This is a genomic window from Pseudomonas sp. P4_C8 (assembly GCF_056401975.1).
Genome location: NZ_JBFUIH010000064.1, coordinates 1 through 21,949, shown reverse-complemented (window position 1 = coordinate 21,949; position 21,949 = coordinate 1). Strand labels below are relative to the sequence as shown.

General features: G+C 59.5%; 20 protein-coding genes. 8 read left to right on the top strand and 12 right to left on the bottom strand.

Going from position 1 to position 21,949, the window contains the following annotated elements:
• Positions 1-108: 108 nt before the first annotated feature.
• Entirely contained in the window at positions 109-498 is a 390-nt protein-coding gene (locus AC1DWM_RS27450) for a transcriptional regulator (protein ID WP_223520257.1), read from the top strand.
• A gap of 123 nt (positions 499-621) precedes the next feature.
• Here AC1DWM_RS27450 and AC1DWM_RS27445 read toward each other — a convergent pair whose 3' ends face one another.
• The 3 genes from AC1DWM_RS27445 to AC1DWM_RS27435 all read right to left on the bottom strand — a co-directional run bounded on the left by AC1DWM_RS27445 (position 622) and on the right by AC1DWM_RS27435 (position 2,680).
• Positions 622-1,491 (bottom strand): DUF6279 family lipoprotein, encoded by an 870-nt coding sequence (locus AC1DWM_RS27445; RefSeq protein ID WP_223520259.1) that lies wholly within the window; start codon positions 1,489-1,491, stop codon positions 622-624.
• 64 nt (positions 1,492-1,555) lie between these two features.
• Positions 1,556-2,272 (bottom strand): TorF family putative porin, encoded by a 717-nt coding sequence (locus tag AC1DWM_RS27440; protein ID WP_223520261.1) that lies wholly within the window; start codon positions 2,270-2,272, stop codon positions 1,556-1,558.
• A 219-nt stretch (positions 2,273-2,491) separates the two neighbouring features.
• Complete coding sequence (locus AC1DWM_RS27435) at positions 2,492-2,680, bottom strand: hypothetical protein (RefSeq protein WP_017337097.1); 189 nt, start codon at positions 2,678-2,680, stop codon at positions 2,492-2,494.
• A 351-nt stretch (positions 2,681-3,031) separates the two neighbouring features.
• On the opposite strand from AC1DWM_RS27435, the gene AC1DWM_RS27430 reads away from it, so the two are divergent.
• Positions 3,032-3,868 carry a CvfB family protein gene (locus AC1DWM_RS27430; RefSeq protein ID WP_477796628.1) on the top strand — a complete coding sequence of 279 codons (837 nt, stop codon included), beginning with the start codon at positions 3,032-3,034 and terminating at the stop codon, positions 3,866-3,868.
• A 281-nt stretch (positions 3,869-4,149) separates the two neighbouring features.
• The gene (locus tag AC1DWM_RS27425; protein WP_223520265.1) at positions 4,150-5,082 is read left to right on the top strand and encodes a DMT family transporter; all 933 of its coding nucleotides are present in this window, start codon (positions 4,150-4,152) and stop codon (positions 5,080-5,082) included.
• Here the strand turns inward: AC1DWM_RS27425 and AC1DWM_RS27420 are convergent.
• On the bottom strand, positions 5,027-6,208 hold the full coding sequence (locus AC1DWM_RS27420) for an MFS transporter (protein ID WP_477796625.1): 1,182 nt from the start codon (positions 6,206-6,208) through the stop codon (positions 5,027-5,029). The genes AC1DWM_RS27425 and AC1DWM_RS27420 overlap by 56 nt on opposite strands.
• A 103-nt stretch (positions 6,209-6,311) precedes the next feature.
• On the opposite strand from AC1DWM_RS27420, the gene ptrR reads away from it, so the two are divergent.
• The gene (ptrR, locus tag AC1DWM_RS27415; protein ID WP_477796624.1) at positions 6,312-7,205 is read left to right on the top strand and encodes a putrescine utilization regulator PtrR; all 894 of its coding nucleotides are present in this window, start codon (positions 6,312-6,314) and stop codon (positions 7,203-7,205) included.
• A gap of 139 nt (positions 7,206-7,344) precedes the next feature.
• Entirely contained in the window at positions 7,345-7,473 is a 129-nt protein-coding gene (locus AC1DWM_RS27410) for a PA1414 family protein (protein WP_007914492.1), read from the top strand.
• A gap of 204 nt (positions 7,474-7,677) precedes the next feature.
• On the opposite strand, the gene AC1DWM_RS27405 is transcribed toward AC1DWM_RS27410, so the two are convergent.
• The 5 genes from AC1DWM_RS27405 to AC1DWM_RS27385 form a co-directional block, all read right to left on the bottom strand.
• On the bottom strand, positions 7,678-7,929 hold the full coding sequence (locus tag AC1DWM_RS27405) for an acyl carrier protein (protein WP_223520270.1): 252 nt from the start codon (positions 7,927-7,929) through the stop codon (positions 7,678-7,680).
• A 55-nt stretch (positions 7,930-7,984) separates the two neighbouring features.
• Entirely contained in the window at positions 7,985-8,710 is a 726-nt protein-coding gene (locus AC1DWM_RS27400) for an MBL fold metallo-hydrolase (protein WP_477796623.1), read from the bottom strand.
• Positions 8,711-8,795: 85 nt separating this feature from the next.
• A complete protein-coding gene (locus AC1DWM_RS27395; RefSeq protein WP_223520273.1) occupies positions 8,796-10,175 on the bottom strand; it encodes a sodium:solute symporter family protein in 1,380 nt (459 codons plus the stop codon).
• A gap of 196 nt (positions 10,176-10,371) precedes the next feature.
• On the bottom strand, positions 10,372-11,322 hold the full coding sequence (gene speB, locus AC1DWM_RS27390) for an agmatinase (protein WP_150778981.1): 951 nt from the start codon (positions 11,320-11,322) through the stop codon (positions 10,372-10,374).
• A 109-nt stretch (positions 11,323-11,431) separates the two neighbouring features.
• Positions 11,432-11,686 carry a hypothetical protein gene (locus tag AC1DWM_RS27385; protein WP_477796622.1) on the bottom strand — a complete coding sequence of 85 codons (255 nt, stop codon included), beginning with the start codon at positions 11,684-11,686 and terminating at the stop codon, positions 11,432-11,434.
• On the opposite strand from AC1DWM_RS27385, the gene AC1DWM_RS27380 reads away from it, so the two are divergent.
• Together AC1DWM_RS27380 and AC1DWM_RS27375 are read left to right on the top strand one after the other, a co-directional pair.
• On the top strand, positions 11,685-12,578 hold the full coding sequence (locus tag AC1DWM_RS27380; RefSeq protein WP_007945995.1) for a LysR family transcriptional regulator: 894 nt from the start codon (positions 11,685-11,687) through the stop codon (positions 12,576-12,578). The genes AC1DWM_RS27385 and AC1DWM_RS27380 overlap by 2 nt on opposite strands.
• 3 nt (positions 12,579-12,581) lie before the next feature.
• On the top strand, positions 12,582-13,178 hold the full coding sequence (locus AC1DWM_RS27375; RefSeq protein WP_223520275.1) for a tRNA-uridine aminocarboxypropyltransferase: 597 nt from the start codon (positions 12,582-12,584) through the stop codon (positions 13,176-13,178).
• A gap of 139 nt (positions 13,179-13,317) precedes the next feature.
• On the opposite strand, the gene AC1DWM_RS27370 is transcribed toward AC1DWM_RS27375, so the two are convergent.
• From AC1DWM_RS27370 to AC1DWM_RS27360, 3 genes are read right to left on the bottom strand one after another with little or no spacing between them, the layout of a single operon-like run.
• Positions 13,318-14,685 carry an HlyD family type I secretion periplasmic adaptor subunit gene (locus AC1DWM_RS27370; protein WP_223520277.1) on the bottom strand — a complete coding sequence of 456 codons (1,368 nt, stop codon included), beginning with the start codon at positions 14,683-14,685 and terminating at the stop codon, positions 13,318-13,320.
• 9 nt (positions 14,686-14,694) lie between these two features.
• Positions 14,695-16,854 (bottom strand): type I secretion system permease/ATPase, encoded by a 2,160-nt coding sequence (locus AC1DWM_RS27365; RefSeq protein WP_223520279.1) that lies wholly within the window; start codon positions 16,852-16,854, stop codon positions 14,695-14,697.
• A gap of 19 nt (positions 16,855-16,873) precedes the next feature.
• Complete coding sequence (locus tag AC1DWM_RS27360) at positions 16,874-18,232, bottom strand: TolC family outer membrane protein (protein WP_223520280.1); 1,359 nt, start codon at positions 18,230-18,232, stop codon at positions 16,874-16,876.
• 593 nt (positions 18,233-18,825) lie between these two features.
• Between AC1DWM_RS27360 and AC1DWM_RS27355 the strand changes: the two genes are divergently transcribed.
• On the top strand, positions 18,826-21,949 hold a 3,124-nt coding region (locus tag AC1DWM_RS27355; protein WP_477796621.1), incomplete at its 3' end, for a retention module-containing protein.

Here is a 21,949-nt window from a genome sequence, read left to right as displayed (position 1 = left end):
CATACCGCCGGTCGGTGCTGCCCAAAACCTCGGCTGAACGGCTGCGCCCGGTGTCGGTCACAACCTGAGAGGGCCCTCTCAATCACGCGGTCTGGAGGCTGAATCAGGATGACCACTTATAACTGGGATTTGATTGAACGCTTGCTGCACGAGGTGCAAAACGGTGCCAGCAGCTTCACGCCACGGCCCTATGCCGAGCAATACGTGGCAGAGAAAACGGCGGAGGGTGAGCAGACGGAAAACCTGGATCACTTGAAAACAGTGGCCGGCGAGTACGAAAAATTACTGCTGGGACGTGGCTACATCGAGCCTCGGCCAGAGGAGCAGGGCGGTACCGGCTCGAATTACATTTTGACGCTGCGCGGCTCCAGTTTATTGAGCTTGATCGACAGCAGCATTCCGGGCAACGACCATCCGCGGCAGGTGTTGGATGAGCAGGAGGATGCACTGGATGAAGTGACGTTTGATGACGTGGCGTCGAGAGCGCAGATTGCCTGAAGAACACTGGGTACCCATGTGGGAGCGAGCCTGCTCGCGATTKCGGTGTATCAGTTAACAGTGATGTAACTGGTGTACCGCAATCGCGAGCAGGCTCGCTCCCACAGGGGATTTGTATTGGGATCAGCTTTGTTTGGCTGCCTTCAGACACTTCAGGTCGTTGAAGTCTTTGCGCACTCCTTCGATTTTCTTCAACAACCGCTGACGCTGAACCGGCGTGCTCTCGGCCATCAAATCCACGATCAACCCCCGGGCCTGAGCCTCGGTATTGGCGTAGGCCTGGCGATAGGCCGGCGTCCACAAACTCTCGCGATTCACCAGAAGCGTCTCGATTCTCTGTGGGAAGTCCGGACTATGACGCTGGGCAACGGCTGCGCTGAATTGCGTCTGCCAGTGTGCGCGGTTGGCGATCCATTGCGTGTTCTGGTCACCCAAGGCCTTTGACCAGGTGAACACCCGTTGTTGCTGGGTGGGGCTCAGCGGGCCAAGCCAGTCATCCAGACGTTTCTCCATGCGTTCGGCACGCTGTTTGATCTGCTGATCGAGGGACGGTTTGAGGTATTCCTGCTGCCGTTTGCGCAGGTCCTTGGCGAAGGCGTCGTTCATTTCCGCGACCTGCTTGTCATCCAGCCCCTGTAACAACTCGACCGCCGACGGGGTGATTTCCCGGGCGGTCTGGGCGATGGCGGCTTTGGCTTCCCGCGTGCGGGCTTGCAGCGCGGCGTCGGTGACCTGGTTGGTTTCGACCATGGTTTGTAAGCGGTCCAGCCAATCCAGGTAGCCCGGCAGTTGCGTGGTGCAATGCCAGCTCAGGTGTTCCTTGAGACGTTCGTTGAACCAGTCTTTCTGCTCGCCGCTCATGTCCAGATAGTCGTTGAGCGTCCACGGAATGATCACGTCGAGATTGCGGTAGGCCAGGCCCACTCGACTGCACGCGCCGAGGGCGAGGCTCAGGATGAGTAGAGCGGCGAAACGAATGAGCCAGCGCGACATGGGCAGATCCTTGCTAAGCGTAGGTTCTCATGTGAACGCAGGATGACTCCGGCAGTTCAGCTGTTCAATAAAACGCGTGTTCAGCCTTGAGAGTGACCAGTCCGTCGCATTGACTGTTGTGCCCGGAATAGGCCGAGCAGTTGCTGCCACTGAGACTTGAATCACTGTAGATCAGGTCCAGATCGATGCCCATGAACGGCCGTGAAAGTTGCACCGACCAATCGGTAAAACTGCCGATATACCCACTGTCGACCGACGCCGGTGTATAGAGTTGGTGGGTGGTGTACTTCATGCTGATCCCGATGCCGAATGGTTGATTGCCGCCGAGGTCGGCAAACAGTGTCCGGTTCAGTTTGTCCGGGTCATTGCTGAAGGCGGCGCCAAAGCGGCTGCCGAGCAGGGTCAGGCCGCCGAAGAGCTCCTGGCTGTCGAGGGTGTCCACTTTCGGATAGCTGTAGTGGATCATGCCTACTTCGTACCCGAGGGTTTGATCGAAGGGTTGTTTAAACCCCACGTAGGAATCCACTTCAAGGTTCTTGCCTGGACTCAACCCCATGCTCGGGGCCCATTGGCCGACGTAGAAGCCGCTGTCGTGGGTCAGGTCGAGGCCACCATGGAATGAACCAGTACTGGAAGGCTTGACCAACCCTTGGGCCATGCTGCGGCTGGGCGTAGTGCCGAGCTTGAGGTCGAAGTCGCCCAGTTCGCGCTGGAAAACCTGCGCGTTGGCAACCGGACATGCCAGCAACGTACAGAGCACTATGAGAGAGGACTTGAGCATGCGTCACTCCATTGACAGCGAGGAGCAGGAATCGAAAACCTGCTGAAACGCTTGTTCTAGACGTGTGCAAGCATACCGGCGAATGCTCGGCATCGAGGGCCGTTCGTCGATTTTTGAAAAATTGAGGAGTGTCGGGGTATTGCGGGAGGGTTCCAGTCCAAGCGCTTCGAAGCTCAAAGCGCTTAGGGACCAGTTGACGCGGCGGATCTTTGGGGGATGTTACTTCTTGCCCAAAGTGATCTGCTTGGACGGGCCGAACGTCTGGCCGCTGACGCCTTTGGCAATTTGCTGGATTTCACCACCGGACTTGAGGAACGCAGCGATCTGGTTGTTGATCGATTCGCTGGTTTCAACGGCCGGAGCTGGCTTTGCTTTGCTGTTGGATGCTTTTACACGCATGGCGGCCATTAACCTGTAGAAAACTAACTTGGCCAGGCATCGTACAGGAAATACTTGACAATTGCTTGGCTAATATCCCCTCAAAATACACATCGCAGGGCTTTGATTTATCTCGGATCATTATCTGAAATAGGTCTCTAACCCGCTGTTTTAAATAAGAACGTTGACGAAAATAGCCCGCGCATGAATGGACTGGCAGGTGAAAAACCCACCTCGTCGGGCTGACGAGTGGCGAGGGCCTCGGAGGCAACGCCCAGGAAAATCAAGGTTCGCAGAGTATTTTCTTTCACCACCGGGCCGGCCAGCGAACGTCGTCCGCAAAACCGGGTAGAATGCGCCCACGTAATGAGGGTATTTGAAATGGCTTTAGTCGGGCGTTACAACAGTTTGCAAGTGGTTAAACACACTAACTTCGGTTTATATCTGGACGGTGGGGCGGATGGCGAAATCCTGTTGCCTAATCGTTATATCCCCAAAGATATTCCCAGCGAAGATGAAGACTGGCTCAACGTTTTTATATATCTGGACAGCGATGACAAACTCATCGCAACTACCGAAAAGCCGAAAGTTCAGGTCGGTGAATTCGCCAGTTTGAAAGTCGTTGAAGTCAACAGCATCGGCGTTTTCCTGGATTGGGGTCTGCCGAAGGACCTGCTGCTGCCGTACTCCGAAGAAAAACGCCAGATGACCGCCGGTGAGTATGTGGTGGTGCATGTCTACCTCGACAAGCATACCCGTCGTATCACCGCGACCGCGCGTCTGGACCGCTACCTGGACAAGACCCCGGCCAGCTACACCCCTGGCCAGGAAGTGGATTTGCTGGTGGCCGAAGCGACCGACATGGGCTTCAAGGCAATCATCAACAACAAGCACTGGGGCCTGATCCACAAGAACGAAATCTTCAAGTTCATGCGTGCTGGCAAAGAAGAGAAGGGCTTTATCAAAGAAGTCCGCGCCGACGGCAAGATCAGCCTGAGCCTGCAGCCCGTAGGCGAAGAAGCGGCCACCAGCCTCAACTCGAAGATCCTGGCCAAGTTGCGAGAAAACAGCGGGAGCCTGCCGGTCAGCGACAAGAGCGACCCGACAGTGATCAGCAGCATGTTTGGCGTCAGCAAGGGCAACTTCAAGAAGGCCATTGGTGCGCTGTACAAGAATGGCCAGATCGTCATTCATGCGGATCGCATTGAACTAACCTGACCTCGCAGCCGGTCACTTAAGCTGACGCCCACTTTGTAGCAGCTGTCGAGCCCCGGCGAGGCTGCGTCCGGCTGCGAAGTAGGCGTAAACCCAGTACGCGCGGACTTTCTGAAACACCGCATTGCATGATTTTACGACTGCTGCGCAGCCGGACGCAGCCTCGCCGGGGCTCGACAGCTGCTACAGAGACGGACGCAGGCTTCGCCAGCAGCTACGGATTGTGGCGTTTTGTTTTTATTCTGCCGAGTTTCTGCCATGGATTGTGTTGTCGAGGTGTCACGGTGAGCGCGAGCCGGCGTAGCGCCGACGGATTTGCCCTGCAAGTGATGATCGGGTTGTGTCTGATCTGGGGCGTACAGCAGGTGATCATCAAGTGGGCGGCGCCCGACATCGCGCCGGTCATGCAGGCGGTGGGGCGGTCGGGCATTTCCGCATTGCTCGTAGGATTGCTGATCTGCTGGAAAGGCGGCTGGGATCAGGTCGGCGCCACGTGGCGCGGCGGCTTGCTGGCCGGTGCGCTGTTTGGTCTGGAATTCTTCTTCATCTCAGAAGGCTTGCAACTGACCACGGCGGCGCACATGTCGGTGTTCCTTTACACCGCACCGATTTTTACCGCGTTGGGCGTGCATTGGTTGCTGCCGAGTGAGCGTTTAAGGCCTTTGCAGTGGCTGGGTATTTTCCTCGCATTCGTCGGGATCGCCATCGCATTTGCCGGTGGCGTGTCCTGGGACAACCTCGATCACCGCATGTTGATGGGCGATGCGCTGGGCGTACTGGCCGGTGCCGCCTGGGGCGCAACTACGGTAGTGGTGCGCGCTTCGCGCCTGTCGGAAGCGCCGGTGACGCTCACGTTGTTCTATCAACTGATCGTCGGTTTCGTCGGTCTGATGCTGATCGCGATTCTCAGCGGCCAGATCACTCACGTCAGCCTGACCGCGGTGGCAGTGACCAGCGTGCTGTTCCAGGGATTGGTGGTGTCGTTCTTCAGTTACCTGACCTGGTTCTGGCTGTTGCGTCGTTACCTGGCGGCGAACCTGGCGGTGTTCTCGTTCATGACGCCACTGTTTGGCGTCACGTTCGGGGTGGTGTTGCTGGGGGAAGAACTGAGCCTCAACTTTGTCATCGGCGCCGTGCTGGTGCTGCTTGGCATCACGTTCGTCAGCGCTGAACAGTGGGTTCGCCGTCGTTTGCGCAAAGCCCTCGGGCAGTCCTGACCGGGCGCAGCAACAGGCTGCCGGCAATGAGCAATCCGCTGCCGGCAACGATCAAGGCGGGCTGCAAACCGCCACTGAAATGGCTGCTCAGGGCGGCCAGCAACGGCCCGGCGAGCTGACCCACGGCGAAGCACGCGGTCAGCAACCCGGCGTTGCGCTGGGTGGYGTGTGGCGCCAGTTCGCGGGAACGTTGCATCACCAATTGCATACACGCCAGAAACGGCGTGCCGCACAGCATCACCGCCAGCGCCAACCCCGTACCGCTCCCCAACAGGCAGGCGAAGACCCCGGCGGCTTGTAACCACAAAGTCACCATCAGCCAATGGCGTGTGCCATTTGGGGATTGTCGACGCAGGCTCACCAGCACCACCCCGACAGCTGAGGCCAGGCCGAAGCACGGCCAGAACAGGTCGGCCTGCCATTGACCGTGAAACTGCGCGTTGGCCATTTGTGAGAGGAACGTGGCGGGGATGATGTAGCCCAGGCCGTACAAGCCATAGATCACACTCAATCGAGCGATGCCTTGATGATTCGACGAGACGGCGATGGGGGCGGCCGCTCGCGTCGCCGGGGGTTGTGGCAAAAACGGCAGAATCCCCAGCAGCATCGCCAGCGCTACGCCGGCATAAACCAGCCACAACGTTGCGGAGGTCTGCCCCAACAGGTTCGAACCCAAGGCCAGTAAACCCGTGAGAAAAATCCCCAGACCTGGTCCGGCAAATACCAGCGCGCCCAACCGTGGACGACCGGCCGCTGCCGCCAATGGCTGGCTCAGTGCGGTGATCATCACCAACACCCAGGCGCTGGCCACGCCGGTGCCAAAGCGCAACAGCAGATGCGACCAGAACCCGTTGGCCCAGAACGACGCCAGGGTCAGCAGCACACAGAGCCACAACCCTCCCAGCAGGCGCTGACGGACTTGCGCCGGTCTGCGCGAGAACATCGCGTCCAATGCACCGACGAAGTAGCCAAGGTAATTGGCAGCGGCAATCAGGCCCGCTGCGGTCAGGTCGATCTGACCTTCGCTGAGCAAGTGCGGCATTTGCGGAGTCAGCGCGAAGCGCCCGATGCCCATGGCCATCATCAGGGCGATAAAACTGGCGAGTAAGCGAATCAGGGGGGACATAGTCTGAGTTCCGGTAAAGGATCAATGACCGTCAGGCTAGGACTGTTTGACTTTCTTTAAAAATGAATAATAGTGAGTAACTTGTTCTGAATTGGAGAAGATCGTGGAGTTCAGCCAATTGCGGATCTTCCAGGCGGTGGCGCAGGAGGGTTCGATCACCCGTGCTGCCGAACGTTTGCATCGGGTGCCGTCCAACCTGTCGACACGGCTGAAACAACTTGAGGAGCAGCTCGGTGTAGAACTGTTCGTCCGCGAGCGTCAGCGTTTGCAGTTGTCGCCTGCGGGAAAAGTCCTGCTGGACTACACCGCCAAGCTGTTCGCCCTACATGACGAAGCCAGTGCGGCAGTGCAGGGCGGGCAACCGGCCGGGGACTTCGTGCTCGGCACTATGTACAGCACGGCGGCGATTCATCTGCCGGGTTTGTTGGCGCGTTATCACCGCAATTACCCGGCAGTAAACCTGCAGGTGCAATCAGGGCCAAGCGGCGAACTGCTTGAAGGTTTGCTCAGCGGAAGGCTGGATGCGGCGCTGGTGGACGGCCCGCTGGAGTTCGCGGGGCTGGACGGCGTGCCGTTATGCGACGAACGGCTGGTGCTGATCACTGAGGCCGATCACTCGCCGGTACGCACTGCGCTGGATGTGGAAGGGCGCTCGGTGTTTACCTTTCGCCAGGGTTGTTCCTACCGGATGCGCCTGGAGGCCTGGTTCGCGCATGACCATGCTGCTATGGGCAGGGCGATGGAGATCGAATCCTATCCGGGAATGCTCGCCTGTGTGATTGCAGGCTCGGGCGTGGCGTTGATGTCGGAGTCGATGCTCGCCAGTCTGCCGGGCCGCGAGAGCGTGGCGGTGCACCCTTTGGCGGAACCATTTGCCAGCGCGACGACGTGGCTGATGTGGCGCAAGGGCATGGTCGGGGCCAATTTGAACGCGTGGATCGAGCAGCAACAGACGGTCTATCCGTCGGCACCGATACAGGCCCAGGCGATTGCTTGAACTATCGGTCAGGTATTTTGTTCAATTCAGTAACAGATCATTGCGACTTTTGATGAGCATTGCGTAGGACTTCGGACTATTATCAGTGCGAAGCGGCCTCAGAATTCCGGTCGCTCGGCACTACCCTGAAGGGGGCACCATGAAAGAGAAAATCCAAAACTGGCTGCACGATCTGGGTGTTGCACTCGGTTTGATCGAACCGCCTCTGCAACCTGTGCCTATTCGTACGGACGACGAGCAGCGCCGACGCCAGCAACGCCGCCGGTAGTCGCGACGCATGTAGCAGCTGTCGAGCACCGCGAGGCAGCGTTCGGCTGCGTAGCAGCCGTAAACCCTGCATGCAGGATCTACCTGACACACTGCGAAGTCTGATTTCACCGACGGCTCCGTCCGAACGTGGACTGGCCCGAACGCAGCCTCGCGGTGCTCGGCAGCTGCTACAGATCAGCCAGATGCCAGAGACCGGGCAAACTCAACGCCGCCCTATCTCAATCAAAAACCGACTCAAATCATTCGCCGTCCTGGCGGTCTTGAGCAGCCGGTCTTCCTCCGCCGTAAACGCCGTCAACCCCAGCTCATCCTCCAGATGGAAGATCAGCTCTTCGATGTCCTCTTTATCCAATCCCAACTCCGCCAGGCTGGCGTCGTCGCTGAAGTCATCCCGGCCCTCCAGCACGCGGCTGATGAGCTGGTGGACGGCGAGGCGAACGGCGGCTCTTTTCATGGTCGCTCTTCGAGGGCGATAGAGTTGTTGGCCCTGCGCTTGAGTACAGCAGGCTTCAGTCGTGTGAGCGCTGCCACTCGTCAATCATCGTGCGCAAATGGTCCCCCGGGAAACTGCCGAAATGCCCGCCATGCACCGTGCGCACAGGCAACTCACGCAGGCGTTTCAGGCTGCGGGCGTAGTCGTCGAGGTTGGAATGGTAGGCGTCTTCGACCAGTGGGCCGTCGTAGATGATGTCGCCACTGAACAGCGTCTCGGTCGCCGCTTCGTAGAGGCTGATGCCCCCCGGTGAATGCCCCGGTGTGTGCAGCACTTGCAGCACGCGGTCGCCCAGGTCCAGCACATCGCCTTCTTCTATCAAACCCGTGGCCGGTGCGGCTTTGACCCGGTATTCGGCGTAGCACAACGGGCAATCGGGGTGAGCTTCGAACATGTCGTCACCGACAAAGGCTTTGCTCAAATCGTTGTCGCCGTCCGGCGCGGCGAGGATGTCCGCCTCAGCCGGGTGCACTAGCCGTTCGGGGAACTCGTGATGCCCGGCAATGTGGTCGAAATGGCAATGACTGGCCACCGCCACCAGTGGCCGTTCGGTGATCCAGGGCAGTTGCTCGCGCAGGCTGACCAGCCCGGAACCGCTGTCCAACAGCAGATCCTTGTCGCGGCCCTGAATGTGCCAAAGGTTACAGCGATAGAAAGGCCGGATGTAGGGCTCGTGAATCAGGCGAATGCCGTCGCTGAGCTGTTTCACCTTGAACCAAAGATCGCGAGAAACAATCTTCATCAAAGGTTTTCTCCAGACGAAAAAAAACGGGTGTGGCAACCGACGCCACACCCGCCGAAGAAAGCATCAAGTTGTTATGTTCAGCTTAGGCGGCGCTGGCCTGAGCTGCAGGGCGACGGGACATCAGGCTGACCAGCACGAAGCTCACCAGACCGACGCCGAGGCTGTAGTAGATCGGAGTATTGGCATCCATACCGTCCTTGAACATGAACACCAGCGCAGTGGCGAAGCCCATGCCCATGCTGGTGATCGCGCCGGCGGTGGTTGCGCGCTTCCAGAAAATCGCACCCATCAGCGGGATCAGCATGCCGCCCACCAGCAGGTTGTACGCCAGGGTCAGGGCGCTGATCACGTCATTCACGACCAGAGCGATGCCGAGTACGACGATGCCGGTCAACAGGGTGAACAGGCGGTTGATGCGCAGGCTCGACGGTTTACCGCCACGCAGTTTCGGCAGCATATCTTCGGTCAGGGTGGTGGCAGCGGCGAGCAGGCCGGCGCTGGCGGTGGACATCATGGCGGCCAGGGCCGCGGCGATTACCAGACCACGGATACCGTCCGGCAGGGACAGTTTGACGATGGCGGCGAAGGCGTTGTTGACGTTGTCCAGGTCCGGGATCAGCACGTGAGCGGCCATGCCGATCAGGGCGCAGGCCAGTCCGTAGAGGATGCAGTAGAAGCCTGCGAATGTACCGGCGACCTGAGCCACTTTGGCGGTCTTGACGGTGAACACACGCTGCCAGATGTCCTGGCCGATCAGGATCCCGAAGAAGTAGATCATGAAGTAGGTGATGATGGTGTCCCAGCCAATCGTGGTGAAACTGAAGGCGGTGGCCGGCAGTTTCAACACCAACTCATCCCAACCGCCAACGCGATACAGACAGATTGGCAACAGGATGAACATCAGGCCTACGGTCTTGATCACGAACTGGACGATGTCGGTCAGGGTCAGGGACCACATGCCGCCGATTGCGGAGTAGATCACCACCACGCCACCGCCGACCAATACCGAGACCCAGAACGGTAGATCGAACAGCACTTGCAGCACGGTGCCGATGGCCAGGATCGAGGTCACGCCGATCATCAGTGCGTACGCCAGCATGATCACCGCGCTCGCGGAGCGGGCCATCGGGTTGTAGCGTTTTTCCAGCACTTGGGTAACGGTGTAGATCTTCAGTTTCAGCAGCGGTTTGGCGAGGAACAGGTTCAGCGCCACGATCCCGCAACCGAGGGCCGCGCAAAGCCAGAAACCGGAAATGCCATGGACGTAGCCCAGGCGTACGGTGCCGACGGTGGACGCGCCGCCCAGAACGGTGGCGGCCATGGTGCCCATGTACAGGCTCGGGCCGAGGTTACGACCGGCGACCAAAAAGTCTTCGTTGGTCTTGGCCTTGCGCATGCCGTAGTAGCCGAGTATCAGCATCGCGGCGGCGTAGATGAGTACGACGAATAAATCCAAAGCCATGACGGCGTGTCTCCAATTGTTTTTTTTATGGTGAGGCGAAAATCAAACCCGTAGGAGCAAGGCTTGCCCGCGATGAAGACACCGCGGTCAATCAGGCGGACCGCGTTATCGTTCATCGCGGGCAAGCCTTGCTCCTACAGGTAACGCGTTTATCAGGTGGTTTGTCGCAACGCCGGTTTAGCGAGCGAATCCATCCTTAGCGGTGGACCACACCCGGCAGTACGCAGAGCATTTCGTATAGCAGGTTGGCAGCCAGCAGCGAGGTGTTGCCGGTGGTGTCATAAGCGGGCGAGACTTCTACCAGATCGCAACCGACCAGGTCGAGGCCTTGGCAGCCGCGAACGATTTCAATTGCTTGAATGGTCGTCAGACCGCCGATTTCCGGGGTGCCGGTGCCAGGCGCCCAGGCCGGGTCGATGCCGTCGATGTCGAAACTCAGGTACACCGGACCGCCACCGACTTTCTCGCGAACTTCGGCCATCAACGGGGCCAGGGACTTGTGCCAGCACTCTTCGGCCTGAACCACACGGAAGCCCTGATTACGGCTCCAGTTGAAGTCGTCAGCGGTGTAGCCTTGAGCGCGCAGGCCGATTTGCACCACGCGGTCGCAATCCAGCAGGCCTTCTTCGACGGCGCGGCGGAAAGTGGTGCCGTGGGCGATTTTCTCGCCGAACATGTGATCGTTCACATCAGCGTGCGCATCGATGTGCACCAGGCCGATCTTGCCGTGCTTTTTATGAATGGCACGCAGGATCGGCAGGGTGATGGTGTGGTCGCCGCCCAGGGTCAGGGGGATCACATCGTGTTCGAGGATCTTGTGGTAGGACTCTTCGATGATCCGTACCGCGTCCAGCAGGTTGAACGTGTTGATTGCCACGTCACCGATGTCGGCCACCGACAGAGAATCGAACGGAGCAGCGCCAGTCGCCATGTTGTACGGGCGGATCATCACCGATTCAGCGCGGATTTCGCGAGGTCCGAAACGGGTGCCGGGGCGCAGCGAAGTGCCGATGTCCAGTGGCACGCCAATGAAGGCAGCGTCCAGACCGGCAGCGGTATCTAAATGGGGGAGTCGCATCATGGTGGCGATGCCGCCGAAGCGCGGCATTTCATTGCCGCCCAGTGGTTGGTGAAGAATCTTGTCCACGGGTAGGGCCTCATCGTCGTTGTTTTATTTATGTCGGTTGCACAGGTCCGGATAGACACAGGCACCGTTGGGAGACGATTCTGCGAAATGTAGTGGCCGGGAAGAATCGCTACGGGCAAATACTTAGTTCAGATTTTTCTAAACTAATGGTTCGGGCAGCGATAGACTCGCAGAGCATGTAGCAGCTGACGAGCACCGCGAGGCTGCGTTCGGCGGCGTAGCCGTCGTGAAACCTGAACGCGAGGTTTTCCTGAAACACCGCATTATCTGATTTCACGACTGCTTCGCAGCCGAACGCAGCCTCGCGGTGCTCGGCAGCTGCTACAGGTGTCATCGTCTGCGTTTTTTTGCTGGAGAGCCCCATGGCCAACGCTTTACCCGACCTGAAACTATTGCGCATCTTCGTCAGCGTGGTCCGTCATCAAGGGTTCGCCAACGCCCAGCAAGAACTCAACCTCTCGACGTCGGCCATCAGCACCTACATGAGCCAGCTTGAAGCGGCCCTCGGTCTGGTGCTCTGCCATCGCGGTCGTGGTGGGTTCAGCCTGACCAGCAAGGGCGAACTGTTTCATCAGGAAACCCTGCGTCTACTGGGCGAGCTCGAAGGCTTCGAGCAATACGCCGCAGCGCTCAAGGGTGAACTGCGCGGCACGCTGAACCTTGGCGTGATCGACTCAACGGTCAGTGACAAGGCCTTGCCCTTCGCCGAAGCCATCGGCGCCTACAGCCAGGAACACCCGGCCGTGCATTTGCACTTGTCGGTCATGAGCCCGTACGAACTGCAACTCGGCGTGCAGGACAATCGCCTGGACCTGGCCATCGGTGCGTTCTCCACGCGCATGAGTGGCCTGGTCTACATGCCGCTTTACCGCGAGCAGCACTGGCTGTATTGCAGCAGCCGGCATCCGCTGTTCACCGAGCGGCGTATCCCCGAGCAAGTCATCACCCAGCAACGGATGGTTGGCCGGGGTTACTGGAGCCAGGCGGAATTGGCGCGTCACGGTTTCAAACACAGCGCGGCGACGGTGGAGAGTATGGAAGCACAACTGATTCTGGTGCTGTCCGGCGCCTACATCGGTTACCTGCCAGAGCACTACGCTCAGGCATGGGCGGACAAGGGCGATTTGCGTGTGTTGCTGCCGGCGACCTTTGGTTATCAGGCGCCGTTCTCGATGATCGTGCGTCGTGGCCGCAGTCGCGAACCGCTGATCCAGACCTTTCGCGATTTGCTCAAAGCACAACTGAATCAGGCCTGATCCATGTCCAGAATCCAGTGTCCCCGTTGCCTGCGCCCGCAAACTCATTGTTTGTGCCCGCTGATCCCGAGCCTCGATAGCCGCACCCGAGTGCTGTTGTTGCAACATCCGAGCGAAGTGAATCACGCATTGAACACGGCGCGATTGGCGGCGTTGGGCTTGAAGAATGCAGAGCTGATCGTCGGTGAGGTGTTCGAGGATTTGCCGGCGCTGTTGAATCAACCAGGGTATCAGGCGCGGTTGTTGTTTCCGGGCGAGGACGCGCAACCGATGCCAACGTATACGGCGACTGACGAGCCGCTATTGCTGGTCGTCCCGGACGGCACCTGGCGCAAGGCGCGCAAGATGCTGCACCTCAATCCACTGCTGGCAGCGTTGCCACGGGTGACCTTGGCGGATGGCGGGGTATCGCGATATCGATTGCGCAAGGCACCGGGGCCGGGGGCGTTGTCGACAGTGGAGGCGATTGTGCAGGCGCTGCAAACGCTGGAAGCGCCGGGCACGTTTGAGCCATTGTTGAAACCGTTCGAGGCGTTGATCGAAGGGCAGATCGCGGCGATGGGGGAGGAGACCTTCCAGCGTAATCATGGGCCGAAATAGTCGTTGAATTTAAGGGCCTCATCGCGAGCAGGCTCGCTCCCACATGTGACCGAGTGCTTTCAGGATAATCGCGATCAAATGTAGGAGCGGGCTTGCCCGCGAAGAGGCCCTGACAAACACAGAAGATCCAGGCCAGAGACTACCTTTCCCGCATCGCCTCGGTCCGCGCTTTAAGCACCGGTTTGAGCAGGTAATCCAGCACGCTCTTCTCACCCGTGATGATATCCACCGTGGCAACCATCCCGGGAATGATCAGCAACGGTTTCACATCCCCGCCCAAGTGGTTTTTATCCGTCCGAACCTGAATCAGGTAGAAGCTGTTGCCCTTGTCATCGGTGATGGTGTCGGCGCCGATCAGTTCGAGTTTGGCGCTCAACCCGCCATAAATCGTGTAATCGTATGCGCTGAACTTGACCATCGCTTTCTGCCCCGGATGCAGGAACGCCACGTCCTGCGGCCGCACTTTGGCCTCGATCAGCAAGTTGTCTTCCAGTGGCACGATTTCCACCATGTCGCTGCCGGGCTGAACCACACCGCCGATGGTGTTGACCTTCAGCACTTTGATAATGCCGTGAACCGGCGACACCACTGTCGTGCGCGTCACGCGGTCATCGATGGCAATGCTCGATGCTGTAATTTTCGACAGGTCAGTGCGTTTCTCATTCAGCTCTTTCGCCGCGTCGGAGCGGAAGGATTGTTCCGACTCGTCGATTTTGCTTTTGATCTCGTTGATCGCCGCTTCAGCCCGGGGAATCGCCAGCGTCGTTGCATTCAGCGAGCCGCGGATCTCCACCGCACTGCGTTTGAGACGCAGGATTTCCACCGGTGAAACCGCCCCGGTGCTCACCAGTGGCGTGGACATGTTCATCTCTTGTTGGAGCAGCGCCAGGCTGGAGCTGAACTGTCCCTGTTTGGAGCGGAATTCTGCCAGTTCCTGGGTTTTTTGCCGAAGTTGTTCGCTCAGCGTGCGCTGTTCACTGGCAAGTCGACGCTGGCGTTGTTCGTACAGCGAGCGCTCATCCTCGGCCACTTGCGGTGCCTTGGCGATCACTTCATCTGACAGCTTGAACGGGCGTCCCTCCGCTTCTGCCGACAGCCGTTCAACCTGCGCCGTCAGTGCATAACGATCCGCTTCACTCTCACCTTTGTTCGACAGAAACCGTGTGTCATCCAGGCGCAGCAACGTGTCGCCCTTGTTCACCATTTGCCCTTCGCGAACGAAGATCTCGGTGACGATACCGCCCTCCAGGTTCTGGATCACCTGGACCTTGCTCGACGGAATCGCCTTGCCTTCGCCCATGGTGACTTCTTGAAGCACCGCGAACTTGGCCCATACCACCGCACTGATAATCAGCCCCGCCGCCAGCCACACGGTAATCCGCGACCAGCGGGGGGAATCCTGCAACGAGGCGCCGGCGGTTTCCGGCATGAATTCACTCTCGGCGGTTTTACCGAAACTGCCGAAGTAGCCCCGGTCCTTTGGTGTGTCGGATGATGAACGGGCCATGGGGTTCTCCTAGACCGCCGCAGAGCCGACACGGCCCTTGCGCAGTGCATCAATGACCGCTTCCTTCGGACCGTCGGCGACGATTCGCCCGTTATCCAGCACGACCAATCGATCCACCAGGCTGAGCATCGCAGTGCGGTGAGTGACCAGCAGCAGGGTTTTGCCCTGGACCCAAGTGTGGAGTTTTTGCCGCAGAACGTCTTCGCTGCTGTTGTCCATGGCGCTGGTCGGTTCGTCGAGCAGCAGGATCGGTGGGTCGAGCAACAAGGCCCGTGCCAGCAATACCGCCTGACGTTGCCCTCCGGACAGCAACTGCCCGCGCTCGCCTACCGGTCGGTCGAAACCCTGAGGGTGCTGGCGCGCCAATTCGGTGACGCCGGTCAGTTCGGCGACTTCGAGCATCCGTGAATCGCTGATGTAGCGGGCGCCCAGGGTCAGGTTGTCGCGCAGGCTTCCGGCCAGCAGCGGCAGGTCATGGGCGACATAACCGATCTGTTGGCGCAGGTCCGCGACATCCAGTTGCCGCAGGTCCAGACCGTCGAGCAGCAACTGGCCTTCTTCCGGTGCGTAGAACCCCATCACCAGTCGCGCCAGGGTGCTTTTGCCCGAGCCACTGCGACCGATGATGCCGATGCGTTCGCCCGGTTTCATGCTGAAACTGACGTTGGCCAGTGCCGGTGCGTTCTGGCCGTTGTAGTGGAAGGTCACGCCGCTGACGTCGAGCGCGCCTTGCAGTTGTGTGCGCTCCAGCGGCCGCTGTTTCGCGTCGCGTTCCTGTGGCAGGCCCATCAGCGCATCGGTGCTTTTCATGGTCAGTTGCGCTTGCTGGTAGCGAGTGATCAAACCGGCAATTTGCCCCAGTGGCGCGAGCACGCGGCTACCGAGCATGTAAGTCGCCACCAGTGCCCCCACACTGAGGTTGCCGGCGATGATGCTGTAGACCCCGGCGACGATGGTCGCCATGCCGGAGAATTGCTGGATGAACAGTGTGCCGTTGGTGGCCAGCGCCGAAAGGTGGCGTGCATGGCTGTCGAGGCGGGTGAGGGCGCCGTGGGTGCTTTCCCATTTGTGCTGGCGCTCGCTCTCGGCGCTACAGGCCTTGAGGGTTTCGAGGCCGCCGAGGGTTTCGATCAGCAAGGCCTGGCGTTCGGCACCCAGGCTCAGGCTTTTTTGCACGGTGTCGCGCAGGCGCATCTGGATCACCATCGCGAAGATGATCGTGATCGGAAACGCCAGCAACGGAATCACCACCAGCCAGCCGCCGAGCAAGCCGATCACCACCAGCATCAGCACGGCGAAAGGCAGGTCGATCAGGCTGGTCAAGGTGACTGCGGTGAGAAATTCCCGCAGGCCCTGGAAGTCATGAATGCTCTGGGCAAAACCGCCGATGGTCGCCGGGCGGGCTTTCATCGACATGCCGGTGATGCGCTCGAACAAGGTCGCCGACAGGATTACGTCGGTTTTCTTCCCGGCGGTGTCGAGCAAATGTGCGCGCACGACCCGCAGCACCAGTTCAAAACCGGTGCCGATCAGCAAGCCGATCGACAACACCCACAAGGTCGAGGTGGCCTGGTTCGGCACCACCCGGTCGTAGGTCTGCATCACGAACAGCGGCACCATCAACCCGAGCAGGTTGATCAGGAAGCTCGCCAGGATCGCATCGCTGTACAGCCATTTCGACAGTTTCAGCGTGTCGCGAAACCACGCTTCCACACGCGGCACCAGGGGCGAGCGCAAGTCTTCGAGTTCATGGCGTGGCCGGGCAAACAAGGCTTGGCCACTGTAGTTTTCGGCCAGCTCTTGCGTGCTGACCCATTGTTCACCGCCGTCGGCTTCGCTGGGCAGGATCAGCACCTGACCATCATCGCCGAAGCGTCGCAGGATGGCCGTGCGACCGTTGTTGAGGATTAACATCACCGGCAAGTTGAGGGCGCAAATATCCCCCAGTTCACGGCGAAGTACACGCGCCTGCAAGCTGGCCCGGGCCGCTGCGCGCGGCAGCAGGTCCAGGCTCAAGCGTTGTTTGTTCAGGGGTAGCCCAGCACTCAGGCTGGCGCGACTGACGGTCGCGCCGTGGAGTTTGCAGAGGATCAACAGACCGTCCAGAAGCGGGTCATCGAAGCTGAGGCGCGGATCGACACCAGTGTTGCCGGATTCCATGCTGGTCACATTGATCGCTCCCAGTGAGCTACTTCATTTCAGGTAAACGGGCTTCGTTCTTCACTTCTGAGGAGGCGATTGCATCGGCGGGCAACACTACCCGTTGCTTGCTCAGCAACTCACCCATACTGGCCAGCACGCGGTACATCGAGAATTCCTCGGTGTAGCGCACTTCGGTGTAGCGGCGGTTGGCGTTGTAGAGCTCGTTTTCACTGTCGAGCAAGTCGAGCAGTGACCGCTGACCCAGACCGAACTGGTCCTGATAGGCAATGCGCACGCGTTTACTGGTTTCAGCGTATTCGCGCGCGGTAGGCGTTTGCTTCTTCGCATTGACCATGGCGTTCCAGGCCAGGTTAATGTTCTCGTTGAGCTGGCGCAGGGCGTTGTTGCGGATGTCCATCGCCTGGTTGATCTGATGCGCATCGGAGGCCAGGCGCGCCTTGTCACTGCCACCGCGGAACAGGTTGTAGTTCATCACCACACCCACACGCCACTCGTTGTCGTGACCTTCATCGCCCTGCACGTTGTTGTTTGCGACCACCGCGGCTTCGGCGTCGAGGCGTGGGTAGAACGGCGATTTGGCGACTTCATACTGGCTCTCGGCCGATTGCACGTCGGCCTGGGCGGATTTCAGGTACGGGTTGTTGGTCACCATGCTCTGCTGGGCTTCCGGCAGGGTGGCGGGCAGTTCGCCGCGGGTCGATGGCGGCGTTTCGAGCTCATCGGGCAGGCGCCCTACGACGCTGAAGAAGTTTGACTCGGCGTCCGCCAGGTCGACTTCAGCGGTGTCGAGGTTGTTTTGCGCCAGTGCCCGGCGCGCGCCGGATTGATCGGAGTCGGCGGTGCTGCCGACGCCACGTTGGGTACGCAGGCCGATCTGGTCGTTGACGCGCAAGTGGGCTTGCAGGTTGTTCGTGGCCAGGGTCACCAGTTCGCGGCGCTTGAGCACTTCGAGGTAAACCTCGATGGTGCGCAGGGCCAGATCCTGGGCGGTGCCTTGTGCGTAATAGGCCCGGGAGTTGACCACGTCTTTGGTGCGATTAACTTCGTTCGAGGTGCTGAAACCGTCAAACAGCATCTGCCGCAAGCGCAATTCCGACTGGGTGTAATTCATGGTTTCGGTGTTGTGTTTGTCGAATTGCCGGGTGTTGGTGTTATCGCTGCGCGCCCGCCCGTAGGCGCCAGTCAGATCAACTGATGGATAAAAGCCCCCTTTGGCAACGTTCACCTGTTCATCCGCGGACAGGCGCGAGTCCACCCGCGAGGCCAGTTCCGGATGGGTTGCGATGGTGCTTTGGATTGCCTCGGTCAACGACATGGCTTGAGCGCTGGAATTGCAAGCAACGGCCAGCAGAACCGCGCTGCAAAGAGGGGTTAAAACGCGCATGGGTGCATCTCCCTGAATTCCTGATGGTGCTTATCAGTCGCCAATAATTTGACGGCATTTATAGGTAAAATCGTTTCACCCTTGTAACAACAGAGCTAAGAACATTCTAGAGGATAGTTAAGAAATATTTCTCATTACTTTTATGACAAAAAAAACTTATGCCATCAGCAAAATCCAGCACATTGTTCACTGCGAAAGGCTTTGAATTATCAGCTTTAGGGAGCTTTCAAAGGTTTTTTGAAAAGTTCAGTCCACTTATCGATTTAGGGCTGGGAAGTGCTGGAGGGGAGGGCAGCGTAACGGTTCTTGAGTGACGGTTTTTTGTCACTTGGTTGATTCAGGACTGTTACGCATCGTTCACCAGGCTAGTTGCGACGCAAGTGGGCCCCGAAGCCATTGATTGCAGAGGGTTTTATCCCGCTGTCGCCGACGCTGTGGTAGAGCGACACGCTGGGCGAGCATATCGCCAGGGCAGCGGCTTACTCAGGTAAACGCGCTCTGCAGGCGATCTGCTCGGTTACCTGCTTTAAACCATGAGCACTTTCTTCGAAAAAACAGGATGCCGACAGCTGTTGGCAGCGGAGGAAGTGCACATGGCTACGCTCATCGGTATCGTCAGTAAAGTCATTGGTCAGGTGTTCGCGGTGGCGAGCGACGGCACCCGGCGCGCATTGGTCGAGGGCGATCGATTGTTCGCCGGTGATCAACTGGTCACCGGAGCCGAAGGCGCGGTGGCGGTCCATTTGCAAAATGGCGAGGAACTGACCCTTGGGCGTGGCAGCAATCTACAGATGAGCCCGCAGCTCCTTGCGCATCAGTCGCCCCACGTTGGCACCTTAGAAGCGGTGACGCCGAGCGAAGTGCAGCTGACCGATGTCGAACAACTGCAAAAAACTATCGCGGCGGGCGCTGACCCGACGCAGACCGCTGAAGCCACTGCGGCAGGGCCTGGCTCGACCCCGGCGGGCGATGGTGCATCGGGCGGCGGCCACACTTTTGTCTTGCTGGAAGAGGTGGGCGGGCGGGTCGATCCGACGATTGGCTTCCCGACAGCAGGGTTTGGCAGCATCCCGGAATTTCCCGAAGAACGGCACAACGCCGATATCCAGAACTCCGATGGCACTCCGGCCGTCGTAGCGCCCCCGCCAACACCCGTCAACCATCCGGTCACGCTCGTCGGCCTGTCGGCAGCGGGCGGGGAACTGACCATCAACGAAGCCAACCTGCCCAACGGTTCTGCGAGTAATCCAGGCGCGTTGACACAGAACGGCACGTTCAGTGTGTCGGCGCTCGACGGGCTGAACAGCCTAAGCATCGGCGGCATCAACGTCATCACGGGTGGTGTGGCTGCAGGCGTTCCTCAATCAATCACCACGCCACAGGGCAACACCCTGACCATCACGTACGACCCGGCCACTGGCGTGGTGAGTTACAGCTTCACCCTCAACGGAAGCGTCATCCATCCGGCTGGCGACGGCACCACCCCCCTCATCGAGCAGATCACCGTGATGGCCGGCGATAGCAACGGTGACACCGTCACCGGCACGCTGGACGTCAACATCACTGACGACGTGCCCAAGGCCGTCGATGACAGCAACGCCAGTACCGCATCGGAAACCCTGCTGACCCTGACCGGCAGTGTGCTGCCGAACGACACGCAGGGCGCAGACCGCATTCCTGTTGGCCCCGACAGCGGCCCAGTCATTGGCGGCACCTTCACCGGAACCTACGGCACCCTGGTGCTCAATCCCAACGGCACTTACACCTACACGCTGAACACCAGCGATGTCGATTTCAAAGCGCTGCACGGCGGTGGCAGCGGCACGGAAACCTTCGCCTACACCCTCACTGATGCCGACGGCGACACCAGCACCGCCAACCTGGTGCTGCAAATCCACAACAACGATGACCCGGTCACGATGGGTGGCCTCAACGCTAACGGTGGCGAACTTACCGTCTACGAGAAAAACCTCGGCGACGGCAGCAGCCCCGATGCTTCGGCGCAGACCCAAAGCGGCACCTTCGCCATCACCGCTTTGGACGGCGTGACGACGCTGACTGTCGGCGGCATCGCGGTAGTCACCAACGGTGTGGCGACTGGGTTCCCGCAATCTGTCACGACTCCGTTGGGGAGCACGCTGACGATCACCGGGTTCAACGCCACGACTGGCGTCGTGAGCTACAGCTACGCCCTGGCCGACAACGAAGCCCACCCCACCGCTAACGACGCCAACTCACTGCCAGAGCAGTTCGCCGTGACCGTGGTGGACGACAACGGCACCACCGCCAACGGCACGCTCGACGTCAACATTGTCGACGACCTGCCTCAAGGCGTGAACGACAGCAACGCCAGCACCGCATCGGAAACCCTGCTGACCCTCAACGGCAACGTATTGACCAACGACGTACAAGGCGCCGACCGCGTGACCCTCGGGGAAAATGTCGGCCCGATCACCCCCGGCACGTTTGCCGGGACTTACGGCACGTTGATGCTGAACGCCAACGGCACCTACACCTACACCCTGAACACCAGCAATAGTGATTTCAAAGCGCTGCACGGCAATGGCAACGGCACGGAAACCTTCGCCTACACCCTCACCGATGCCGATGGCGACACCAGCAGTGCCAACCTGGTGCTGAACATCCACAACGACGACGATCCAGTGACCCTCAACGTCTACGGCGGCGAACTGACCGTCTACGAGAAAAACCTCAGCGACGGCACCAACCCGAACACCCCGGCCCTGACGAAGAACGGCACCTTCACCGTGACCGCGCTTGATGGCTTGCAAACCCTCGATGTCGGCGGCATTCATGTGGTGGCTGGTGGTGTGACGGCGGGCTTCCCGCAAACAATCGTCACGGCGCTGGGCAACACRCTGACCATCACTGRCTACAACTCGACCACCGGTGTCATCAGCTACAGCTACACCCTGGTGGATAACGAAACCCATCCARCCGCCRACGGTRMCAACAGCCTCMCCGAAAACTTCGATGTGGTGGYGACAGACACCGACGGCAGCACCGCGACCAACCAGATCAACGTCAACATCATCGACGACCTGCCTCAAGCCGTGTACGACAGCAACGCCAGCACTGCATCGGAAACCCTGCTGACCCTCAACGGCAATGTACTGAGCAATGACGTACAAGGCGCCGACCGCATACCGACCGGCCCCAATGCCGGTCCCATCACCCCCGGCACGTTTGCCGGGACTTACGGCACGTTGGTGCTGAACGCCAACGGCACGTACATCTACACCCTGAATACCAGCAATGCCGATTTCAAAGCGCTGCACGGCAATGGCAACGGCACGGAAACCTTCGCCTACACCCTCACCGATGCCGATGGCGACACCAGCAGTGCCAACCTGGTGCTGCAAATCCACAACAACGATGACCCGGTCACCCTCGATGGCCTCAACGTCAACGGTGGCGAACTCACCGTCTATGAGAAAAACCTCAGCGACGGCACCAACCCGAACACCCCGGCGCTGACCCAGAACGGCACTTTCACCGTGACCGCGCTCGACGGCCTGCAAACCCTCGATGTCGGTGGCCTTCATGTGGTGGCCGGTGGCGTGACGGCGGGCTTCCCGCAATCGATCGTCACACCATTGGGCAGCACGCTGACCATCACCGGGTTCGACGCCACCACGGGCGTGGTCAGTTACAGCTATACCCTGGTGGATCAGTTACAGCTATACCCTGGTGGAT

What these genes read in the sequence shown, in the direction of transcription:
- AC1DWM_RS27450 (WP_223520257.1), top strand. Translation starts at nt 109, where the DNA reads ATGACCACTTATAACTGGGATTTGATTGAACGCTTGCTGCACGAGGTG.
- AC1DWM_RS27445 (WP_223520259.1), bottom strand. Translation starts at nt 1,491, where the DNA reads ATGTCGCGCTGGCTCATTCGTTTCGCCGCTCTACTCATCCTGAGCCTC.
- AC1DWM_RS27440 (WP_223520261.1), bottom strand. Translation starts at nt 2,272, where the DNA reads ATGCTCAAGTCCTCTCTCATAGTGCTCTGTACGTTGCTGGCATGTCCG.
- AC1DWM_RS27435 (WP_017337097.1), bottom strand. Translation starts at nt 2,680, where the DNA reads ATGGCCGCCATGCGTGTAAAAGCATCCAACAGCAAAGCAAAGCCAGCT.
- AC1DWM_RS27430 (WP_477796628.1), top strand. Translation starts at nt 3,032, where the DNA reads ATGGCTTTAGTCGGGCGTTACAACAGTTTGCAAGTGGTTAAACACACT.
- AC1DWM_RS27410 (WP_007914492.1), top strand. Translation starts at nt 7,345, where the DNA reads ATGAAAGAGAAAATCCAAAACTGGCTGCACGATCTGGGTGTTGCACTC.
- AC1DWM_RS27405 (WP_223520270.1), bottom strand. Translation starts at nt 7,929, where the DNA reads ATGAAAAGAGCCGCCGTTCGCCTCGCCGTCCACCAGCTCATCAGCCGC.
- AC1DWM_RS27400 (WP_477796623.1), bottom strand. Translation starts at nt 8,710, where the DNA reads ATGAAGATTGTTTCTCGCGATCTTTGGTTCAAGGTGAAACAGCTCAGC.
- AC1DWM_RS27395 (WP_223520273.1), bottom strand. Translation starts at nt 10,175, where the DNA reads ATGGCTTTGGATTTATTCGTCGTACTCATCTACGCCGCCGCGATGCTG.
- AC1DWM_RS27380 (WP_007945995.1), top strand. Translation starts at nt 11,685, where the DNA reads ATGGCCAACGCTTTACCCGACCTGAAACTATTGCGCATCTTCGTCAGC.
- AC1DWM_RS27385 (WP_477796622.1), bottom strand. Translation starts at nt 11,686, where the DNA reads ATGGGGCTCTCCAGCAAAAAAACGCAGACGATGACACCTGTAGCAGCT.
- AC1DWM_RS27375 (WP_223520275.1), top strand. Translation starts at nt 12,582, where the DNA reads ATGTCCAGAATCCAGTGTCCCCGTTGCCTGCGCCCGCAAACTCATTGT.
- AC1DWM_RS27370 (WP_223520277.1), bottom strand. Translation starts at nt 14,685, where the DNA reads ATGGCCCGTTCATCATCCGACACACCAAAGGACCGGGGCTACTTCGGC.
- AC1DWM_RS27360 (WP_223520280.1), bottom strand. Translation starts at nt 18,232, where the DNA reads ATGCGCGTTTTAACCCCTCTTTGCAGCGCGGTTCTGCTGGCCGTTGCT.